Source organism: Burkholderia sp. Bp9090 (genome assembly GCF_003857985.1).
In the GTDB taxonomy this organism is placed as follows: Bacteria; Pseudomonadota; Gammaproteobacteria; order Burkholderiales; family Burkholderiaceae; genus Burkholderia.
This window is the reverse complement of record NZ_QTPV01000037.1, coordinates 43,612-64,105: the sequence shown is the minus strand read 5'-3', so window position 1 is coordinate 64,105 and position 20,494 is coordinate 43,612. Positions and strand designations below refer to the sequence as shown.

Sequence of the window (20,494 nt, the reverse complement as noted above, 5' to 3'; positions counted from 1 at the left end):
ATGAAGATCGAGCGCGCGCACCAGCGGCCGCCGGCGATCCCGACTCAGGCCGACACCGATGCGGCCACCGCCGCCTTGGTCGCATCACCCGGCTCCCGCGCAGCCTCACCGAGCGCATCGCGCAACGCGGCGAGTGCCGCCGATGCGTAACCATGCCGCCACGCGAGCAGCGTGTCGATCCCTTCGAGTTCGGGGATCGTGTGAGCGGCGACGTTGCCGGTCTCGGGCTGCAGCTCGAGCACCGAGCGCGGCGCGACCGCGATGCCGGCGCCGGCCGCGACGCACGCGACGATCGCATGATACGAACCGAGTTCGAGCACACGCGAGGGCTTCATCCCGTGCGCCGCATACCATTGCTCGACGTATTTCCGGTACGTGCAGCCGCGCTCGAACGCGACCAGCGTCGGCAGGATCACGTCGCGCGGCGTGCGCACCGGCGGATGGCCGCGCGGCGTCAGCAGCACGAGATCCTCGCGGAAGATCGGCACCGTCTCGAACGTGTCGGGCAGCGTGTCCGGCTCGGGCGGCCGCGCAAACAGCGCCGCGTCGATCTCGAAGTCGCGCACCTTGTCGATCAGCCAGCCGGTCGTGCCGGTCACGAGCTCCAGCGACACGTCGGGCCACGCATGGTGATAACGCGCGAGCACGGTCGGCAGCCGGCTCGCGGCCGTGCTTTCCATCGTGCCGAGGCGCAGCCGCCCGCGCGGCGTGTCCTCGCGCACCGCGTCGCGCGCCTCGTCGGCAAGCGCGAGCAGCCGCTCCGCGTACGGCAGTAGCGTGTGCCCCGCCGGCGTCAGCACGAGCCGGCGGCCGTCGCGCACGAACAGCGCCGCGCCGAGTTCCTCCTCGAGCTGCTTGATGCGCGTCGTCACGTTCGATTGCACGCGGTTGAGCTTCGCCGCCGCGCGCGTCACGCCGTTCTCGCGCACGACAGCCCGGAAAATCGCCAGCGCCGCCAGGTCCATGATTCTCTCCTGGAGATATGTGGATTCTTGATTATTCATTTATCGAGAACGTTCGGTCAAGCTACGATACAAGCGTTCCGATTTCCGTTCCGGCCGGCGCGCGCCGCGCGCGGCCCATGCCGCCATGTCCCGTTCCGATGCCCCGAGCGCCGTCGCCGGCGTACACCTGCCCGATGACGCCGACCGCCGCGCCCGCGCGGCCGCGCTCGCCTGCATGATCGGGCTGGCGGTCGCGCTCGGCGTCGGCCGCTTCGCGTTCACGCCGCTGCTGCCGCTGATGCTCGCCGACGGCTCGATCGGCCTGAAGGCCGGCAGCTGGCTCGCGTCGGCGAACTACGCGGGTTATTTCGTCGGCGCGGTCAGTTGCGCGGCCGTGCGGGTCGCGCCCGCGCGGATGGTGCGCTTCGGGCTGGCCGCCACCGTGCTGTTGACTGCCGCGATGGGCGTCGGCCATCTGCTCTCCGTGTGGCTCGTGGTGCGCTTCGTCGCGGGCGTCGTCAGCGCATGGACGTTCGTGTTCGTGTCGCAATGGGGGCTGCGGCGGCTCACCGAACTGCATGCGCCCGAGTGGAGCGGGGTGATCTACGCGGGGCCGGGCGTCGGGATCGTGCTGACCGGGCTGATCGGCAGCGCGCTCGCCGGCCATCGCGCGGCGCCCGGCTGGCTCGGCTTCGCGGCGTTGTCGGCGCTGCTGTCGGTCGCGATCTGGCGCACGTTCGGCAGCGCGCCGGGGCCGGCCGCCTCGACAACCGCCGCGCGGGGCGCCGCGGCGCCGGCCGTGCGCGAGCGACCGGCCGCGCCGGCCGCGGCACCGCACGACGCACGGCGCCATCGCGCCGACGCCGCGTGGCTCGTCGTGCTGTACGGGATGCCGGGCTTCGGCTACATCATCACCGCGACGTTCCTGCCGGTGATCGCGCGTGCCGCGCTGCCGGCCGGCTCGCCGTGGCCCGACCTGTTCTGGCCGATGTTCGGCGCGGCGCTGATCGTCGGCGCGATCGCCGCGTCGCGATTGCCCGGCCACTGGGACAACCGGCTGTTGCTCGCCGCCGGCTGCGCGACGCAGGCGCTCGGGATCGCGGCGGGGATCGTCTGGCCGAACGCGGCCGGCTTCTCGGCCGGCAGCGCGCTGCTCGGCCTGCCGTTTACCGCGATCACGCTGTTCGCGATGCGCGAGGCGCGGCGGCTGCATGGCGAGCGAGCGGCCGGGCTGATGGGCTATGCGACCGCGTCGTACGGGGTCGGGCAGATTCTCGGTCCGCTCGTCGCCGCGCCGCTGACCGCGCGCTTCGGGTCGTTCTCGCCGGCGCTGTGGGTCGCGGCTGGCGCGTTGCTCGCCGGTGCCGCCGGCTTCGCGGCAACCGCCGCACGCGGGCGCGCGCAACCCCGCATGCAACCCTGACATCATCGGGGCCGGATCGTCTGCGGCGCGGGCAAACTCGCTAGAATGAGGCCTTTCCCGCGCCGAGCGGGCGCGCGACGCGGCCGGCAGGCCGCCGCCGGGCGTTCGCCAGATCCCCATCGATGACCACCGCCGACTACCGTTTTTGCCCGCGCTGCGCGCGTCCGCTGACCGAGCGCGCCGATCCCGACCACGAAGGCGGCCGCGTCCGCCAGGCTTGCCCGGACGACACGTGCGGCTACGTGCACTGGAACAACCCGCTGCCGGTGGTGGCGGCGATCGTCGAACTCGACGGCAAGATCCTGCTCGCGCGCAACGCGGCCTGGCCGGAAGGGATGTTCGCGCTGATCACCGGCTTCCTCGAGAACGGCGAGACGCCCGAGGACGGCATCGCGCGCGAGGTGTTCGAGGAAACCGCGCTGAAGGCCGAGCAGGTCTCGCTGGTCGGCGTCTATGAATTCATCCGCAAGAACGAACTGATCATCGCGTACCACGTGCGCGCGTCGGGCACCGTCGCACTGTCGCCGGAACTGCTCGAATACCGGCTCGTCGATCCGCCGCTGCTGCGCCCGTGGCGCGCCGGCACCGGCTACGCGCTCGCCGACTGGATGCGCGCGCGCGGCCTCGATTTCGAATTCGTCGACCGAGCGGGGCAGTGACGGGCCGCGCCGCCGCCATGTCGTCAGTCGCGCCGGGCACGATCGCGGCGCGGCACCTCGCCATTCGCCGGCGGGCCGTTCCGCACGGCCGCCGCGCGACGTGCGCTTCATCTTCCTCGTCCTGACCGCCCACCGCCATCGCCATCGCCATGTCCGACAAGCCGCAGCCGCGTCCGCGCGACGCCTACCGCCACTTCCTGCCGATCACGACCCGCTGGATGGACAACGACGTCTACGGGCACGTGAACAACGTCGTCTACTACAGCTACTTCGACACCGTCGTGAACGAATACCTGATCCGCGCGGGCGTGCTCGACGTCGAGCACGGGCAGACGATCGGGCTCGTGGTCGAGACGCAGTGCAACTACTTCGCGCCGCTCGTCTTTCCGCAGTCCGTCGACGCGGGGCTGCGCGTCGCGAAGCTCGGCACGTCGAGCGTGCGTTACGAGATCGGGCTGTTCGCGGCGGGCGAAGCCGCGCCGGCCGCGCAGGGGCATTTCGTGCACGTGTACGTCGATCGCGGCACGCGCCGCCCGGTGCCGCTGCCGGACACGCTGCGCGCGGCGCTCGAACCGCTCGCCGGCTGACGGGCCCGCGGCGGTGCACGCGTTCGCGCTCCAGGCGTTCAACGGCCTCAGCTACGGGTTGCTGCTGTTCATGCTGTCGGCCGGCCTCACGCTGATCTTCAGCGTGCAGGGCGTGCTCAACTTCGCGCATGCGAGCTTCTACATGCTCGGCGCGTACGTCGGCTACAGCATCGCGGCCCGCGCGGGGTTCTGGCCCGCGCTCGGGCTCGCGCCGCTCGCGGTCGGGCTGCTCGGCGCCGGCTGCGAGCGCGCCCTGCTGCGCCGCGTGCAGGCGCACGGGCACACGAGCGAACTGCTGCTGACCTTCGGGCTCGCGTACCTGATCGGCGAGGGCGCGAAACTGCTGTGGGGCCTCGCACCGCTGCCGGCCCCGGTGCCGCCGCTGTTCGACGGCGCGCCCGTGACCGTGTTCGGCCTCGCGCTGCCGCGCTACCGGCTCTTCATGATGGCGATGTCCGCGGCGATGCTGGCCGCGCTCGGCGCGCTGCTGCGCGCGTCGCGCGTCGGCCTCGTCGTGCGCGCCGCGCTCACGCACCGCGCGGCCGTCGAGGCGCTCGGCTACGACGTGCCGCGCGTGATGACGGGGCTGTTCGGCGCGGGCACCGCGCTCGCGGCGCTGGCCGGCGTGATCGGCGCGCCGCTCGCGGTGATCGAGCCGGCGCTGGCCGAGACCGTCGGGTCGGTGGTGTTCGCGGTCGTCGTGATCGGCGGGCTCGGCTCGCTCGGCGGCGCGTTCGCCGCGTCGCTCGCGGTCGGCTTCGCGCAGACCTTCGCGGCGTCCAGCGACACGTCGCTGCGCGACCTCGCGCAATGGGCAGGCCTCGCGCTGCCCGACAGCGTCGCGGCCGTGTCGATCGCGCAGCTCGCCCCGCTGGTCCCGTACCTGCTGCTCGTCGCGGTGCTGGTCGCCCGGCCGCGCGGGCTGTTCGGCGAGCGTGTCGATGGCTAGCCGCGCGCGGGCCGGCGCGCTGCGCTGGGTGCTGTTCGCCGCGTGCGTGGCCGTGCCCGCGTGGCTGTGGCCGCATGGCGCGGTGCTCGGCTATCTCGCGCAGACGGCCGCGCTCGTCGTGCTCGCGCTGTCGTACAACCTGCAGCTCGGCACGACCGGGCTGCTGTCGTTCGGCCATGCCGCCGTCGCGGGGCTCGGCGCGTTCGCCGCCGCGCACTGGTTCAATCATGTCGGCGCGCCGCTGCCGCTGTTGCCGCTCGTCGGCGGCGCGGCCGGCGCGGGCTTCGGGTTCCTGGCCGGCCTGCTCGCGACACGCCGCGCGGGCACCGTGTTCGCGATGATCACGCTCGGCCTCGGCGAATGCGTCGCGGCGGCCGCGTGGAGCGTGCCTGCGTGGTTCGGCGGCGTCGGCGGCGTGCCGATCGACCGCGCGAGCGGCGCGCCCTGGGGCGGCTGGCATTTCGGTGCGCAAACGCAGGCCTACGCGGTGATCGCCGCATGGTGCATCGTGTCGGCGCTGGCGATGCACGCGCTGACGCGCACGCCGCTCGCCCGGCTCGCGAACGCGGTGCGCGACAACCCCGCGCGCGTCGCCGCGCTCGGCACCGAGCCGCGCCGCGTGCGGCTCGCGATGGTCACCTGCGCGTCGTTCTTCGCGGGCATCGCGGGCACGCTGACGCTGATCGACGTCGAGATCGCGACGCCCGACAGCGTGTCGATGGCGCGTTCGGCGACCGTGCTGATCGCCGCGGTGATCGGCGGCACCGGCACGTTCTTCGGGCCGGCGGCCGGCGCGGTGGTGCTGACCGCGTTGAGCGTCGTCGTCGCGGGCGTGTCGCGCGCATGGGCGCTGTATCTCGGCGTGCTGTTCGTCGCGGTCGTCATCGCCGCGCCGCGCGGGATCGCGGGCATCGCGCAAGCGTTCGCGCATGCGTTGCGGCGCGGCGCGCCGGCGGCCGAGCGGTGGCGCCTGTTGTGCGGCATCGGCGCGTGCGTGTTCTGGGGCGTCGCGATCGTCTGCGCGGCCGAGCTCGGCTATGCGTGGCGTTTCGCGCAGGACGACGGCACCGGCATCGCGTTCGGCGCGTGGGGCATCGACGCCGATTCGCCGGCGGGCTGGGCCGTCGCGGCCTCGGCGGCCGGCATCGGCACGCTGCTGTGGGGCTGGCGCGCGCGGTTGCTGAACCACCGGCACGGCACGTGGGAGGACGGGCTATGAACGGCAACGCGATCGCGCTCCACGGGATCGTGCAGCGTTTCGGCGCGCAGACCGTGCTCGACGGCATCGAATTGAGCATCGCGGCCGGCGAGCGTCATGCGCTGATCGGGCCGAACGGCGCGGGCAAGTCGACGCTGTTCGGCGTGATCGCCGGCGCGACGCGGCCGACGCGCGGGCGCGTCGTGCTGCACGGTGTCGAGTTGCGCGGGCGCGGGCCGGTCGTCGCGAGCCGGCTCGGCATCGGCCGCAGTTTCCAGCAGACGAGCGCGTTCGCGCGGCTGAGCGTGTTCGACAACCTGCGCTGCGCGGCGCTGCATGCGCCGGCCGAGCGGCGGCGCTGGTGGAACCGGCTGCGCGAATCGGCATCGGTCGATCGCGCGGCCGCGCGCGTGCTGCACGACATCGGCCTCGATGCGCGGCGCGACGCGCCGGCCGGCGCACTCGGCTATGCGGAACAGCGCGCGCTCGATCTGGGCATCGCGCTCGCGAGCGGCGCGCGCACGCTGCTGCTCGACGAGCCGACCGCCGGCATGAACCGCGACCAGGCGGCGCGGATGATCGCGCTGATCCGCGCGACGACGCAGGGCCGCACGGTGCTGATGATCGAGCACGACATGGATGCGGTGTTCGGTTTCGCCGAGCGCATCACGGTGCTCGTGCGCGGCACGGTGGTCGCGACCGGTGCGCCCGACGCGATCCGCGCGGACCCGGCCGTGCGTGCCGCCTATCTCGGCGAGGGTGCATGAGCGCGCTGCTCGACATCCGCGGCCTGCGTGCATGGTACGGAAGCCAGCCCGTGCTCGACGGCGTCGATCTCGCGCTCGCGCCGGGCGAGACGCTCGCGCTGCTCGGTCGCAACGGCGCGGGCCGCTCGACGCTCGCGAAGGCCGTGATGGGGCTCGTGCGCACCGCGGGCTCGGTGCGCATCGCCGGCGCCGAATGCGCGGGCGCACGCACGTTCGAGATCGCGCGGCGCGGCGTCGCTTACGTCGCCGAAAGCCGCGACGTGTTTCCGCTGCTGAGCGTGCGCGACAACTTGCGGCTCGGGCTGCGCGGCCTGAGCGGCGCGGCCGAACGTGCCGCGCTCGACCGGCTGCTCGCGCGCTTTGCGCTGCTGGCCGCGCGGGCCGACGTGAAGGCCGGGCGGCTCTCGGGCGGCGAGCAGCAGGTGCTCGCGCTGGTGCGCGCGCTCGCCGGCCGCCCGCGCGTGCTGATCGTCGACGAACCGGCCGAAGGGCTCGCGCCGCTCGCGGTCGACGCAGTCGGCGCCTGCCTTGCCGCGCTGCAGGACGACGGCGTCGCGATCCTGCTGATCGAGCAGCGGCTGCAGCTCGCGCCGCGGCTCGCGCAGCGCGTCGCGGTAATGGGGCGCGGGCGGATCGTCTACGACGGCGCGCTCGACGGGCTCGGCGGCGACGTCGTCAGCGCGTGGCTGAGCGCCGGCTGACCGTCCGTCCGCCGATTGTTCGGCAAACCCCGCCAGTCAATTCGTGTCGAGCCGCTTTATCGCGGCCGCCGGAACCGCGAAGATTGCCAGCAAGGCCGGTGCGCCGCGACAGGCGCGACCGGTACCCATCCATCGAAGTCTTCCGACTGAGGAATGAAATCATGAGCAAGCTGGCAGGCAAGGTCGCGATCGTCACGGGCGCTTCCAAGGGGATCGGCGCCGCAATCGCGAAGGCGCTGGGCGCCGAAGGCGCGTCGGTCGTCGTCAACTACGCGAGCAGCAAGGCCGGCGCCGACGCGGTCGTGAGCGCGATCGTCGAAGCGGGCGGCCGCGCGGTCGCGGTCGGCGGCGACGTGTCGAAGGCAGCGGACGCGCAGCGCATCGTCGATACGGCGATCGAGACGTACGGCCGTCTCGACGTGCTGGTCAACAATTCCGGCGTGTACGAATTCGCGCCGATCGAGGCGATCACCGAAGAGCACTACCGCCGGCAGTTCGACACGAACGTGTTCGGCGTGCTGCTGACGACGCAGGCCGCCGTCAAGCATCTGGGCGAAGGCGCGAGCATCATCAACATCAGTTCCGTGGTGACGAGCATCACGCCGCCCGCGAGCGCCGTGTACAGCGGCACCAAGGGCGCCGTCGACGCGATCACCGGCGTGCTCGCGCTCGAACTCGGCCCGCGCAAGATTCGCGTGAACGCGATCAACCCGGGCATGATCGTGACCGAAGGCACGCACAGCGCGGGCATCATCGGTTCGGACCTCGACCGGCAGGTGCAAAGCCAGACGCCGCTCGGCCGCCTCGGCGAGCCGGACGACATCGCGTCGGTCGCGGTGTTCCTCGCATCGGACGATGCGCGCTGGCTGACCGGCGAGCGCCTCGTCGCGAGCGGCGGGCTGCACTGATCGCGCGAGCCGGCGCGCGCCGCTACGCGATCATCGCGAGCGCGTTCGCGCCGACATGCCAGCGCAGGCTCTCGACGACGAGCGCATGATCGCGTTCGTCGTCGAGCCCGGCGATCGCCATCGCGCCGACGATGCCGCCGTCGGCCAGCCGCAGCGGCACGCCGCCGCCGTCGAGCGCATAGTCGGCATCCGACAATCCCTGCGACTGCAACGACCAGCCGGCGCGGCGAAAGCGCGCGCCGACCTCGAGCGAACTGACGCCGAAGCGCAACACCGTGTTCTGCCGGCGGCGGATCGCGTCGCTGTCGCGGGCGCGGCTGCCGTCGAGCGCGCAATAGAACAGCGGTGCGGCTTCGCCGACGATGCCGACCGCGATCGGCAGCCCGCGGCGCGACGCGAGATTGACCGCGATGTCGCCGAGCCGGCGCGCGACGTCGGCATCGAAGTGCGCCAGCATCGGCGTTGAGGCCGTGTCGCCGAAGGGCATGGGCGCGCAGCGCGGGAAGGGGATCGGCATGGCAGCTCCGTGTCGTCGCAAGTTCGGCCCGTGCGCGCGTCCTGCGTCGCGCGCCGGCCGTCGATCGTTCAGCGCGTCAATGCATCAGCGCCCGGGCGCCGCGTCGAGCATCCACTCGTGCGCGGGGTCGTTCTTGAACGCCCACGCGCGGCTCGGCCCGGCCATCACGTTCAGGTAGTACAGGTTGTAGCCGTGCGGCGCGACCACCGGGTGATAGCCGCGCGGCACCATCACGACGTCGTGGTTCTCGACCGCGCATGCCTCGTCGAGGCTGCGGTCGTCCGTGTACACGCGCTGGAACGCGAAACCCTGCGGCGGATCGATCCGGTGGTAATAGGTTTCCTCGAGCGACGTTTCGTCGGGCGCCGCGTCGCGATCGTGCTTGTGCGGCGGATAGCTGCTCGAGTGGCTCGCGGGCGTGATCACTTCGACGACCAGCAGCCGGTCCGCGGCCGGGTTGTCGCCCATCAGGATGTCGCATACGTAGCGCGTGTTGGTGCCTTGCCCGCGCACCACACGCCGCATCCGTTCGCCGTCGAGGCGCTGCACGCGCTTGTCGCCGCTCGCGTAAGGCGCGGTGCACAGCGCGACTTCCGCGTCGCGCGTCGCCACCAGCGTGACGGTCTTGCCGCCCGGCACGTACAGTGCGTCCGGCGATACTTCCTCGAACACGCTGTCGCGCTTGCCAAGCGCGTCGTAGGTCTCGCCGTCGACTTGCGCGCGCAGCGTGCCCGTGAGCACGACGACGCACAGTTCGCGCGTGCCCGTGTCGAGCGTTTCGGTGTCGCCGGCCTTCAGGCGCAGCGCGCGAAAGCCGACGTGTTTCCAGCCGGCCGACTCGGGCGTCACGTTGCAGATTTCGCGGTCGGCGGATGCCTTGACCAGCAGGGGAGAAATCGTCATGGCGTGAGGTTCCTCGATGAGATGACGGGGCTTACGCGCTCAACCGGTCGACGATCGCGCGCAGCGATTCGTAGCCCTTCTTCGCATACTGATAGCTCGGCGCGACGGCCGGGTCCTGCTCGGCCTCGACCACGAGCCAGCCTTCGTAGCCGGCGTCCTTCAGCGTGCGCAGCGTCGCTTCGTAATCGAGCGCGCCGTCGCCCGGCACCGTGAAGGTGCCGTTGATCACGCCGTTCAGGAAGCTCCAGCCGCCGTTGCGCGCCTGCGTGACGACCTGCGGCCGCACGTCCTTGCAGTGCACGTGCACGACGCGCGCCACGTGCTTCCTCAGCAGCGCGACCGGATCGGCCGCGCCGCCGAAATACGCGTGGCCCGTGTCGAACAGCAGGAACACCTTCGCGGGATCGGTCAGCGCCATCAGCCGGTCGACGTCGTCCGGCGATTCGACGTACGCGCCCATGTGGTGATGGTAGGCGAGCTTGATCCCGTAGGTCTCGAGCAGGTGCGCGCCGAATGCGTCGAGGCGCGCCGCATAGCGCCGCCAGGTTTCATCGTCGACGAAACGCGGGCGCTTGGCGACCGGCGTGTCGATGCTGCCCTGGATCGTGCCCGCGCATTCGCCGTACACCACGACCTTCACGTCGTTGAACTGCAGCTTCGTCATGTGCGCGCGGCAGCGCTCGATTTCGGCCTCGACGGCATCGGCGTCGCTCATGCCCGGCGCGACTTCCGCCAGAAAGCCCGAATACCAGCCCGACACGCACACGAGCCCGAACTCGGCGAGCTTCGCCTTCAGCTCGGGGCCCGTCTTCGGAAACTTGTTGCCGAGCTCGAAGCCCGCGTAGCCGATTTCGGCGCCTTCCTTCAGTGCCGTCTCGAGCGGCGTCTCGCCGCCGAGCGACGGCAGGTCGTCGTTCATCCACGACAGGGGATTGATACCGATGCGAACGTTCCAGCTCATGACGTGCTTCCTTGGTTCGAATGTTGTTTTCGCGGAGCGGCGGATTGAATGGGGAAACGGATCAGCGCCGCTGCCGGGTTTTCTCGTCGAGATACGTCCGGTGCGCGCGTTCGACACCGGCGCGCGCGGATACCTGCGGCACCGCGACTTCCCACCACGCGCCGCCGTCCGCGGTCGTGCGCTCGTGCGTCGTGTCGATCACGATGACCTGGCTCGTCTTCGCTGCGCGCGCACGCTTCATTTCGCTGCGCAGCTCGCCGACGTCGCGCACGTGCACGGCTTCGGCGCCCATCGAGCGCGCATGCATCGCGAAGTCGATCGTCGAGCGTTCGCCGCCTTCCGGCACGCAGTCGTCGAGCATGTTGTTGAAGCTCGCGCCGCCGCAATTGATCTGCAGCCGCTCGATGCAGCCGTAGCCGCGGTTGTCGAGGATCACGACGATGAGCTTGCGGCCGAGCATCACGGACGTCGCGAGTTCGGCGTTGAGCATCATGTACGAGCCGTCGCCGACGATCACGATCACTTCGCGCTCGGGCCGCGCGAGCTTCGCGCCGAGGCCGCCCGCGACCTCGTAGCCCATGCACGAGTACGCGTAGTCCATGTGGTAGTTGCCCGGCACGCCGCTGCGCCACAGCTTGTGCAGTTCGGCCGGCAGCGTGCCGGCCGCGCACACGACGAGATCGTCGCGCGCGCTGTCGCGTCCCGCATCGGCCGCCGAGTCGCGCACCGCGCCGATCACTTCCGCGTCGTACGGCAGCGTGTCCTTCGGCACGTGCGTGGTCAGCTCGGTCACGCGCGCGTTCCACGCGGCGGCCTGATCCTGGTTCGCGGCCGTCCACGCCGCATCCGCGCGCCAGCCGGCGAGCGCGGCCGACAGCTGGCCGAGGCCCGTGCGCGCATCGGCGATCAATTGCCGGCCGCGTTTCTTGCCCGCGTCGAACGGCTGCACGTTCAGGCTCAGCAGCGTCGCATTGCCGAACAGCGCGTGCGAGCCGGTCGTGAAGTCCTGCAGGCGCGTGCCGACCGCGAACACCACGTCGGCCTGCGCGGCCGCGCGGTTCGCGGCGGGCGAGCCCGTCACGCCGATCGAGCCGAGGTTCAGCGGGTGGTCCCACGCGAGGCTGCCCTTGCCGGCCTGCGATTCGGCGACCGGCACGCCGTGCGTGTCGGCGAACGTGCGCAGCGCGTCCCACGCCTGGCTGTACAGCACGCCGCCGCCGGCGACGATCAGCGGTTTCTTCGCCGCTTTCAACACGTCGAGCGCATCCGCGAGTTCGAGCGTGTCGGCAGGCGGGCGGCGCATCCGGATCACCGGCGGCGCGAAGAAATCCTCCGGCCAGTCGTACGCGAAGGTCTGCACGTCCTGCGGCAGCGCGAGGCATACGGGGCCGCATTGCGCGGGGTCGGTCATCACCTGGATCGCGCGCGGCAGTGCGACGAGCAGCTGCTCGGGCGACGTGATCCGGTCGAAGTAGCGCGTCACCGGCCGGAAGCAGTCGTTCGCGCTGACGTCGCCCTGTTCGAAGTCCTCGACCTGCTGCAGCACCGGGTCGGGCAGCCGCGACACGAACACGTCGCCGGGCAGCAGCAACAGCGGCAGCCGGCCGACGTGCGCGAGCGCCGCGGAGGTCAGCATGTTGGTCGCGCCGGGGCCGATGCTCGACGTCGCGGCCATCATCCGCTGGCGGAAGTTCGCTTTCGCGAACGCGACGGCCGCATTCGCCATGCCTTGCTCGTTGTGCGCGCGGAACGTCGGCAGCCGTTCTTTTTCGGCATGCAGCGCTTCGCCGAGCCCGGCCACGTTGCCGTGGCCGAAGATCGCGAACACGCCGCCGCAATACGGCAGGATCTCGGTGCGGCCGTCCGGCTGGACGACTTCGGCGCGCAGGGCGGCCAGGTAGCGCACGAGCGCCTGGCTGACGGTCAGTCTCACGGTGGTGGTCATCGTCTGTCGATCAGGAGGAATCGGGTGGTCATCACGGACATCTGCATCAGGCGGCTGCGGCGGCGCGCGCGGCGGCACGGCGGCCGAGCCACGCGTCGACCAGCTGCGCGAAATTGCCGGCCACTTCGTCGATCAGCGCCTGGTCGTCGATCCGGCCGGCGAGCCAGTGCAGCGACGCGTCGGCCCACAGCGTGCGGCCGACCATGAAGCCCTTGACGATCGGGTTGGTCGCCGAGCGGAAGCTGTCGACCAGATATTGCAACGGCTGGTTCAGCCCGAGGATCACCGCGCCGCGGCAGTGCGGGTCGCGCTCGGCCACCAGCGTCTCGAGCCGGGCCCAGCCGTCGGCGCTCATCGGCGCGAGCTTCCACCACTCCGGCATCACGCCGAGGTTGTAGAAGCGCGCGACCGTGCGCAGCACCGCGTCGTCCTCGGTACCGGGCGGCGTGACCGCGCGCGGCGGAATGATTTCCAGCAGCAGCTCGTTGCCGCTCGCGCGCGTGGCTTCCCACAGCTCCAGCACGCGCTGCTCCTGCGCGACGCGCAGGTCGACGTCGTCGTCGGGGTGGTAGTGGACCAGGCACTTCACGACCTGTTCGGTCGGCCAGTGCGTGAGCGACGAGCCGACCGAGCGCGTGTCGTCGAAGCACAGCGGCCGCGAGCCGGGCAGCTCGACCGGGCGGCCGACCCACCAGCCGCGGCCGGTGGCCGACGCGAGCGCGTCGCGGCCATATGCGCCGCCGTCGATCAGCACGCCGACGTGGCCTTCGATCCGGCGATCGCGCTCGACCTGTTCGGCCGCGCGCACGAGCAGGCGCTTGAGCGTCTTGATCCGCGCTTCGTCCGCGCCGGCCTGCACCGCGAGTTCGTAGAACTGGCTGCGATGGTCGAACGCCATCACGCACAGGTCGTCCCATGCGCGGCGCGGCACCGTCACGCGATGCAGGTGCGCGAGCGCGCGATCTGCGTCCACCTGCGGATTGCGGCTGCCGCCGAACCAGTGCGCGAGCTCGGCCGGCGTCGGCATCGCGGCCGAGCACGCGTGGCGCGACACGACGATCGCGCCGCACGCGTTCGCGATGCGCGTCGCTTGCGCCCAGCCGTGCCCGCGCAGCAGCCCGGACAGCAGGCCCGACAGGAACGCGTCGCCCGCGCCCAGCACGTTCAGGACTTCGACGCGTTCGCCGTGGAAGGTCGGCGCATCGTCGATGCGCGCGGGGATGTCGCCCTCGATCACGCAGCAGCCGAGCGCGCCGCGCTTGACCACCAGCACCGCACCGCTCGCGCGGCGCACGGCCTGCAGCGACGCGATCAGGTCGTGCGGCACGCCGCCCGCGATCAGGAATTCCTCCTCGGTGCCGACCAGCAGGTCGAACTCGCCGAGCACCTGCTGCAGCTGCCGCGTGACCTGCGCGTCGGGCACGTAGCGGTTCTCGCCCGCGCCGCGCGCGGTCAGCCCCCACAGCACCGGCCGGTAGTCGATGTCGAGGATCCGCACGACGCCGTGGCGGCGCGCGTAGCCGAGCGCGGTCAGCGACGCCTCGCGGGTGCCCGGCGTCGAAAGATGGGTGCCGGTGATCGCGAGCGCGCGGCAGCCGGCGATGAAGTCCTCGCGGATCTCGTCGGCGCGCACGGCCATGTCCGCGCAGTTCTCGCGCACGAACAGCAGCGGGAACGTGTCGCGATCCTTCAGCCCGAGCAGCACGAGCGCGGTCAGGCGTTCCGGATCGGTCTGCAGCTGGCTCGTGTCGCAGCCTTCGCGCTCGAGCGTCTCGCGCACGAAGCGGCCCATCTGCTCGTCGCCGACGCGCGAGATCATCGCGGTCTTCAGCCCGAGCCGGGCGACGCCGAACGCGACGTTGCCCGACGAGCCGCCGAGATACATCTGGAAGCTGCGCGCATCCTCCAGGCGGCTGCCGTACTGTTGCGCGTAAAGGTCCACGGCGACGCGGCCGAGGCAGGCGAGATCGATGGGGCGGTCAGTCGGAAAGTTCAACGGGCTCATATCACGTATCACGCTCGCGGCCGGCGTTCGACCGTGCCGGCGGATTGAGGGACCGATTCTGCGACGGTGGTCCGTCACGTGCGCGGCACGACACGGGAACGCCTGCCGCAAGGAATCGGGCTACGGAACGGAGTCTAGACTTTTTGGAAATCCAGTTCCCTAGGTGAAATCACGTAGAAATAAATTTCCAAATTTTCGAAGAAGTGATCTACAGTTTCATCCGGATGCTTCAGTCCGAATCGGATCCGATCGGACTCGGCCCGGCGGCGCGCAACGCGCCGTTTTTCCGCCCCCGGAGATGAGGAGACAGAGTGATCATGAAGACCAAGCTGATGGCCGCCGCGGCCGCCGCAATCCTGGCCATGCCGCTCGCGCATGCCGAGAAGATCGGCGTGACGATGGCATCGTTCGACGACACGTTCCTGACGATCCTGCGCAACAGCATCGGCGATGCGGCGAAGAAGGACGGCGCGACCGTGCAGATCGAGGACGGCGGCAACGACGTCGGCAAGCAGTTGAGCCAGGTCCAGAACATGATCGCGCAGAAGGTCGACGCGATCATCGTGAATGCGGTCGACACCGACGCGACGCCGAAGATCACCAAGATGGTGACCGCCGCGAAGATCCCGCTCGTCTACGTGAACCGCAAGCCGGTCGATTTCGACAAGCTGCCGGCAGGCGTCGCGGTGGTCGCATCCGACGAGAAACAGTCGGGCACGCTGCAGGCGCGCCAGGTGTGCAAGCTGCTCGGCGGCAAGGGCGACATCCTGGTGCTGATGGGCGAGCTGTCCAACGAGTCGGCGCGCGCGCGCACCAAGGACATCGAGGACGTGATCGCGACCAAGGACTGTGCCGGCATGAAGATCGTCGACAAGCGCGAAGGCAAGTGGAGCCGCACGCAGGGCCAGGACATCACGATGAACTGGCTGAGCTCCGGGACGAAGTTCGACGCGATCGTGTCGAACAACGACGAAATGGCGATCGGCGCGATCAACGCGCTGAAGGCCGCGCGCAAGCTGACGCCGAAGACGGTCGTCGCGGGCATCGACGCGACGCCGGACGGGCTCGCGGCGATGAAGAGCGGCGAGCTGAAGGTGTCGGTGTACCAGAACGCGGCCGGGCAGGGCGCGCAGGCCGTCGCGGCCGCGCTCAAGCTGGCGAAGAAGCAGCCCGTCGAGCGCTTCGTGAACGTGCCGTTCGAACTCGTCACGCCGGAGAACATGAACCAGTACGCGAAGCACTGACCGGTTTGTCCGCTGAACTGCGCGGGCCCGGCGTGTCCGGGTTCGCGTGTGACTTTCGAGGAACGTCCATGTTTACAGCCAGGATGGCGCGCTCGATGGCGAGCGAAAGCGCGCCGGCCGCCTCGTCCGCCGCACCGGGTTCGTCCGGTGTGCCCGCCGCCGACTGCGTGCTCGAGGTGCGCGGCGTCGGCAAGTCGTTTCCCGGCGTCGTCGCGCTCGACGGCGTGCAGTTCCGCGTGCGGCGCGGCACCGTGCATGCGCTGATGGGCGAGAACGGCGCCGGCAAGTCGACGCTGATGAAGATCATCGCCGGCGTCTACACGCCCGACCAGGGCGAGATCCTGATCAACGGCGAGCCCGTCGTGCTGAACGGCCCGCTCGACGCGCTCGATCGCGGGATCGCGATGATCCACCAGGAACTCAACCTGATGCCGTACATGACGGTCGCGGAGAACATCTGGATCCGCCGCGAACCGAAGAACCGCTTCGGCCTGATCGATCACGCCGAGCTGCGCCGCCGCACCGCCGCGCTGTTCGAGCGGCTGTCGATCGACATCGACCCGGAAGCCGACGTGCGCACGCTGACGGTCGCGAGCCGCCAGATGGTCGAGATCGCGAAGGCCGTGTCGTTCGACTCCGACGTGCTGATCATGGACGAGCCGACTTCCGCGCTGACCGACAAGGAGGTCACGCACCTGTTCCGCATCATTCGCCAGCTGCGCGAGCAAGGCAAGGGCATCGTCTACATCACGCACAAGATGAACGAGCTGTTCGAGATCGCCGACGAGTTCTCGGTGTTCCGCGACGGCAAGTACATCGGCACGCACGCGTCGAGCGACGTCACGCGCGACGACATCATCCGGATGATGGTCGGCCGCGAGATCACGCAGATGTTCCCGAAGGAAGAGGTGCCGATCGGCGACGTCGTGCTGGCCGTGAAGAACCTCGGCGTCGACGGGGTGTTCCGCGACGTCAGCTTCGAGCTGCGCGCGGGCGAGATCCTCGGCGTCGCGGGCCTCGTCGGCTCGGGGCGCTCGAACGTCGCGGAGGCGCTGTTCGGCGTCGTGCCGGCCACCGCCGGCGAGATCCTGATCGACGGCAAGCCGGTGCGCATCGCCACGCCCGCGCAGGCGATGAAGCACGGGATGGCGTTCCTCACCGAGGACCGCAAGGACACCGGCTGCTTCCTGAATCTCGACCTGCTCGCGAACATGGAAGCGGCGGTGCTCAGCAACCGCTACGTGAAGTTCAATTTCGTGCGGCAGGCGCAGTTGAAACGCGACTGCGAGGAAATGAGCCGGATGCTGCGCGTGAAGACGCCCGGGCTGCACGAGGAAATCCAGAACCTGTCGGGCGGCAACCAGCAGAAGGTGCTGATCGGCAGATGGTTGCTCACGCAACCGCGCATCCTGATCCTCGACGAGCCGACCCGCGGGATCGACGTCGGCGCGAAGGCCGAGATCCACCGGCTCGTCAGCGCGCTCGCCGGCAAGGGCGTCGCGGTGCTGATGATCTCGTCGGAGATGCCGGAGGTGCTCGGCATGAGCGATCGCGTGATGGTGATGCACGAAGGCCGGATGACCGGCATCGTCGAACGCAAGGACGCCGACCAGGTCCGCATCATGGACCTGGCCTCGCGCTGAGCCGCAACAAGCATGGAGACAACTGAAATGGGCAACCTGAATCCGGTCGCGGACGCGCAGTCCATGACGATCAAGACGCGGCACGCGAAGTGGCCGCCCGAACTGAGCATCTTCCTGGTGCTGGTGGGCATCAGCCTGTTCTTCGAGGTGATCGGCTGGCTCGTCGTCGGGCAGAGCTTCCTGTTCAACGCGGAGCGGCTCGAGATCATCGTGCTGCAGATGGCCGTGATCGGCATCATCGCGGTCGGCGTGAACCTCGTGATCATCACGAGCGGGATCGACCTGTCGTCGGGGTCCGTCGTCGCGGCGGCGGCGGTCGTGTCGGCCAGCCTCGCGCAGGTGTCCGATTTTCCGCGCGCGGTGTTCCCGCACCTGACCGACCTGCCGATCATCTGGCCGGTGCTGGCCGGCGTGTGCGTCGGGCTGCTGGTCGGCCTGCTGAACGGCTCGCTGATCGCGCTGACGGGCATCCCGCCGTTCATCGCGACGCTCGGCACGATGGTGGCCGCGCGCGGCTTCGCGAAGTGGTTCACCAACGGGATGCCGGTATCGATGCTGACCGACCAGTTCGCGGCGATCGGCGCGGGCGCGAATCCGGTGATCATCTTCGTCGTGGTGGCCGCGATCTTCCACGTCGTGCTGCGCTACACGCGCTTCGGCAAGTACACGTATGCGATCGGCGCGAATCGCCACGCGGCCGTCGTGTCGGGCATCAACGTGACGCGCCATCTGGTGTTCGTCTACGCGATCGCGGGCCTGCTGAGCGGGATCGCCGGCACCGTGACGGCCGCGCGCGCGATCTCCGGCCAGTCGGGCATGGGCGTGATGTACGAGCTCGACGCGATCGCGGCCGTCGTGATCGGCGGCACGTCGCTGTCGGGCGGCCTCGGGCGCGTGACGGGCACCGTGATCGGCGTGCTGATCCTCGGCGTGATGACGTCGGGCTTCACGTTCATCCGGATCGACGCGTACTACCAGGAGATGGTCAAGGGCGCGATCATCGTCGCGGCCGTGATCGCCGACCAGTATCGCAACAAGAAGACGCGCCGCTGACCGGCCGAGGTCGAACACACAACCGATCGGGAAGAAAATGAAAATCGCTTTGGATCCCTACATGATTCGCCACCTGCCGCTCGACCGGCTGCCGCATGCGGTGGCCGAGCTCGGCTACGACCAGATCGAGCTGTCGCCGCGCAGCGACTTTCTCGACTGGTGGGTGATGCCGCGCGCGACGCGCGAGCGCATGGCCGCGTTCCGGCACGCATTGCGCGCAAGCGGCGTGGGCCTTGCGTCGCTGCAGCCGATGTACCGCTGGGCCAGCCCGTTCGATGACGAGCGGCAGTGGGCGGTGCGCTGCTGGAAGAAGGCGATCGAGGTCGCGATCGAGATGGAATGCCCGCTGATGGTGTCCGAATTCGGGCGCGGCGCGTCGCCGGAGCGCTCGGTCGGCGAACGACCGGGCGCGAACCCGAAGGAGCTGTGCGAAGCCGCGTGGTTCCGTTCGATGGACGAGCTGCTGCCGATCCTCGAGCGCGAACGCATCGTGCTGTCGGTCGAGCCGCATCCGGAAGACTGGATCGAGCAGCTGCAGCCGGCGATCGACATCGTCACGAACATCGGCTCGCCGTCGCTGAAGCTGTCGTACATCGCGCCGCACACGTTCTATTACGGCGACGACATGGCCGCGATGATCGCGACCGCCGCGCCGATCCTCGCGCACGTGCGCGTGGCCGACACGTTCGATCACCGCAAGAGCAGCCAGCTGCGCTACATCGTGAACCCGCCGGGCTCGAACCAGATCCGCGTGCACCAGCATCTCGACATCGGGCAGGGCGAGATCGACTGGGACGTGTTTTTCCGCGCACTCGGCAGCGCCGGCTTCGACGGCGTGATGTCGTCGTGCGTGTTCGCGTGGGAGGACCGCGCGGAAGCGTCGTCGCGCTACATGCGCGACACGATCCAGCGCTACGTCGAACGCCATTTCGAACGGGCGGCCGCGCGCTGACCCGTTTTGGAACCATTGCCGACCGGCGCGGCACGGGCCGCGCCGTCGTTGAACCAGAGACTGGAGATATCCGGATGACCTTGCAAATCGGCGTGATCGGCTGCGGCGCGATCGGCCAGGACCATATCCGCAGGCTCACGCGCACGCTGTCCGGCGCGCGCGTGGTGGCCGTCAACGACATCGATCCGCAGCAGGCGCGCGACGCGGTGACGAAGTACGGGCTCGACGCGGAAATCTACGGCGACGGCCACGAAGTGGTCGCGGCAGCCGACGTACAGGCCGTGCTCGTCACGTCGTGGGGGCCGACGCACGAGGCGTTCGTGCTCGACGCGATCGCGCACGGCAAGCCGGTGTTCTGCGAGAAGCCTTTGGCCGTCACGGCCGACGGCTGCATGCGGATCGTCGAAGCCGAGGTCGCGCACGGCCGCCGGCTCGTGCAGGTCGGCTTCATGCGTCCGTACGACGAAGGCTATCGCGCGCTCAAGCGCGTGATCGACGGCGGCGAGATCGGCGCGCCGCTGATGCTGCATTGCGCGCACCGCAACCAGTCGGTCGGCGAGCGCTATACGACCGACATGGCGATCACCGACACGCTGATCCACGAGCTCGACGTGCTGCGCTGGCTGCTCGGCGAGGACTATGCGAGCGCGCAGGTCGTCTATCCGAAGAAGACGCGCCATGCGTCCGCGCATCTCGCCGATCCGCAGATCGTGCTGCTCGAAACCGCGAGCGGCGTGCGCATCGACGTCGAGATCTTCGTGAATTGCCAATACGGCTACGACATCCAGTGCGAGGTGGTCGGCGAGAACGGCATCGCGAAGCTGCCCGATCCGCCCGCGGTCGGGCTCAAGCACGCGGCGCGGCAGTCGGTCGAGATCATGACCGACTGGAAGGAGCGCTTCATCGCGTCGTACGACGTCGAGCTGCAGGCGTTCATCGACGGCGTGCGGCAGGGTGCGCTGACCGGGCCGTCCGCGTGGGACGGCTATGCGGCGGCGGTCGCGGCTGATGCGTGCGTGCGCGCGCAGCAGAGCGGGGCGGTCGAGCCGATCGCGATGGCCGAACGCCCGGCGTTCTATCGCGGCTGAACCGGCTGAACACGCCGACACCGGGCCGCGTGTCCACGCGGCCATGC

Annotated in this window: 19 protein-coding genes; 13 read left to right on the top strand and 6 right to left on the bottom strand. The window is 70.2% G+C overall.

Annotated elements, in window-relative coordinates; all coding sequences use genetic code 11:
* Positions 1–44: 44 nt before the first annotated feature.
* A complete protein-coding gene (locus DIE16_RS27135; protein ID WP_124488940.1) occupies positions 45–965 on the bottom strand; it encodes a LysR family transcriptional regulator in 921 nt (306 codons plus the stop codon).
* Between the two features lie 124 nt (positions 966–1,089).
* Between DIE16_RS27135 and DIE16_RS27130 the strand changes: the two genes are divergently transcribed.
* The 8 genes from DIE16_RS27130 (at position 1,090) to DIE16_RS27095 (ending at position 8,136) form a co-directional block, all read left to right on the top strand.
* Positions 1,090–2,367, top strand: a complete 1,278-nt coding sequence (locus DIE16_RS27130) for a YbfB/YjiJ family MFS transporter (RefSeq protein ID WP_124893751.1) — start codon at positions 1,090–1,092, stop codon at positions 2,365–2,367.
* 122 nt (positions 2,368–2,489) lie between these two features.
* Entirely contained in the window at positions 2,490–3,026 is a 537-nt protein-coding gene (locus tag DIE16_RS27125; RefSeq protein WP_124488942.1) for an NUDIX domain-containing protein, read from the top strand.
* Between the two features lie 149 nt (positions 3,027–3,175).
* On the top strand, positions 3,176–3,613 hold the full coding sequence (locus tag DIE16_RS27120) for a thioesterase family protein (protein ID WP_124488943.1): 438 nt from the start codon (positions 3,176–3,178) through the stop codon (positions 3,611–3,613).
* A gap of 13 nt (positions 3,614–3,626) precedes the next feature.
* Positions 3,627–4,562 carry a branched-chain amino acid ABC transporter permease gene (locus tag DIE16_RS27115; protein ID WP_124893750.1) on the top strand — a complete coding sequence of 312 codons (936 nt, stop codon included), beginning with the start codon at positions 3,627–3,629 and terminating at the stop codon, positions 4,560–4,562.
* Positions 4,555–5,781, top strand: a complete 1,227-nt coding sequence (locus DIE16_RS27110; protein ID WP_124893749.1) for a branched-chain amino acid ABC transporter permease — start codon at positions 4,555–4,557, stop codon at positions 5,779–5,781. Before DIE16_RS27115 ends, DIE16_RS27110 begins: the two co-directional genes overlap by 8 nt.
* Positions 5,778–6,527, top strand: coding sequence for an ABC transporter ATP-binding protein (locus DIE16_RS27105; protein WP_044846103.1), 750 nt, complete (start codon positions 5,778–5,780; stop codon positions 6,525–6,527). Before DIE16_RS27110 ends, DIE16_RS27105 begins: the two co-directional genes overlap by 4 nt.
* A complete protein-coding gene (locus DIE16_RS27100) occupies positions 6,524–7,228 on the top strand; it encodes an ABC transporter ATP-binding protein (RefSeq protein ID WP_124571874.1) in 705 nt (234 codons plus the stop codon). The genes DIE16_RS27105 and DIE16_RS27100 overlap by 4 nt, the downstream gene beginning before the upstream one ends.
* A 161-nt stretch (positions 7,229–7,389) precedes the next feature.
* The gene (locus DIE16_RS27095; protein WP_124488947.1) at positions 7,390–8,136 is read left to right on the top strand and encodes a glucose 1-dehydrogenase; all 747 of its coding nucleotides are present in this window, start codon (positions 7,390–7,392) and stop codon (positions 8,134–8,136) included.
* A gap of 22 nt (positions 8,137–8,158) precedes the next feature.
* Here DIE16_RS27095 and DIE16_RS27090 read toward each other — a convergent pair whose 3' ends face one another.
* From DIE16_RS27090 to iolC, 5 genes are all read right to left on the bottom strand, one after another.
* Entirely contained in the window at positions 8,159–8,653 is a 495-nt protein-coding gene (locus tag DIE16_RS27090) for a heme-degrading domain-containing protein (protein WP_124488948.1), read from the bottom strand.
* 84 nt (positions 8,654–8,737) lie between these two features.
* Entirely contained in the window at positions 8,738–9,556 is an 819-nt protein-coding gene (iolB, locus tag DIE16_RS27085; protein WP_124893748.1) for a 5-deoxy-glucuronate isomerase, read from the bottom strand.
* Positions 9,557–9,587: 31 nt separating this feature from the next.
* Positions 9,588–10,517, bottom strand: coding sequence for a myo-inosose-2 dehydratase (gene iolE / locus DIE16_RS27080; RefSeq protein WP_124523020.1), 930 nt, complete (start codon positions 10,515–10,517; stop codon positions 9,588–9,590).
* Positions 10,518–10,578: 61 nt separating this feature from the next.
* Complete coding sequence (gene iolD, locus DIE16_RS27075; RefSeq protein WP_124893747.1) at positions 10,579–12,462, bottom strand: 3D-(3,5/4)-trihydroxycyclohexane-1,2-dione acylhydrolase (decyclizing); 1,884 nt, start codon at positions 12,460–12,462, stop codon at positions 10,579–10,581.
* A 46-nt stretch (positions 12,463–12,508) separates the two neighbouring features.
* On the bottom strand, positions 12,509–14,467 hold the full coding sequence (gene iolC / locus DIE16_RS27070; protein ID WP_124893746.1) for a bifunctional 5-dehydro-2-deoxygluconokinase/5-dehydro-2-deoxyphosphogluconate aldolase: 1,959 nt from the start codon (positions 14,465–14,467) through the stop codon (positions 12,509–12,511).
* Between the two features lie 317 nt (positions 14,468–14,784).
* Here iolC and DIE16_RS27065 point away from each other — a divergent pair, with 317 nt between their 5' ends.
* The 5 genes from DIE16_RS27065 (at position 14,785) to DIE16_RS27045 (ending at position 20,447) form a co-directional block, all read left to right on the top strand.
* Positions 14,785–15,711 (top strand): sugar ABC transporter substrate-binding protein, encoded by a 927-nt coding sequence (locus DIE16_RS27065; protein WP_044846095.1) that lies wholly within the window; start codon positions 14,785–14,787, stop codon positions 15,709–15,711.
* Positions 15,712–15,779: 68 nt separating this feature from the next.
* Complete coding sequence (locus DIE16_RS27060) at positions 15,780–17,354, top strand: sugar ABC transporter ATP-binding protein (RefSeq protein ID WP_124893745.1); 1,575 nt, start codon at positions 15,780–15,782, stop codon at positions 17,352–17,354.
* 27 nt (positions 17,355–17,381) lie between these two features.
* Positions 17,382–18,407 (top strand): ABC transporter permease, encoded by a 1,026-nt coding sequence (locus tag DIE16_RS27055; RefSeq protein WP_124523941.1) that lies wholly within the window; start codon positions 17,382–17,384, stop codon positions 18,405–18,407.
* Positions 18,408–18,444: 37 nt separating this feature from the next.
* The gene (locus DIE16_RS27050; RefSeq protein ID WP_124893744.1) at positions 18,445–19,359 is read left to right on the top strand and encodes a sugar phosphate isomerase/epimerase family protein; all 915 of its coding nucleotides are present in this window, start codon (positions 18,445–18,447) and stop codon (positions 19,357–19,359) included.
* 74 nt (positions 19,360–19,433) lie between these two features.
* The gene (locus DIE16_RS27045; RefSeq protein WP_044846092.1) at positions 19,434–20,447 is read left to right on the top strand and encodes a Gfo/Idh/MocA family protein; all 1,014 of its coding nucleotides are present in this window, start codon (positions 19,434–19,436) and stop codon (positions 20,445–20,447) included.
* The last annotated feature ends 47 nt before the right edge of the window (positions 20,448–20,494 follow it).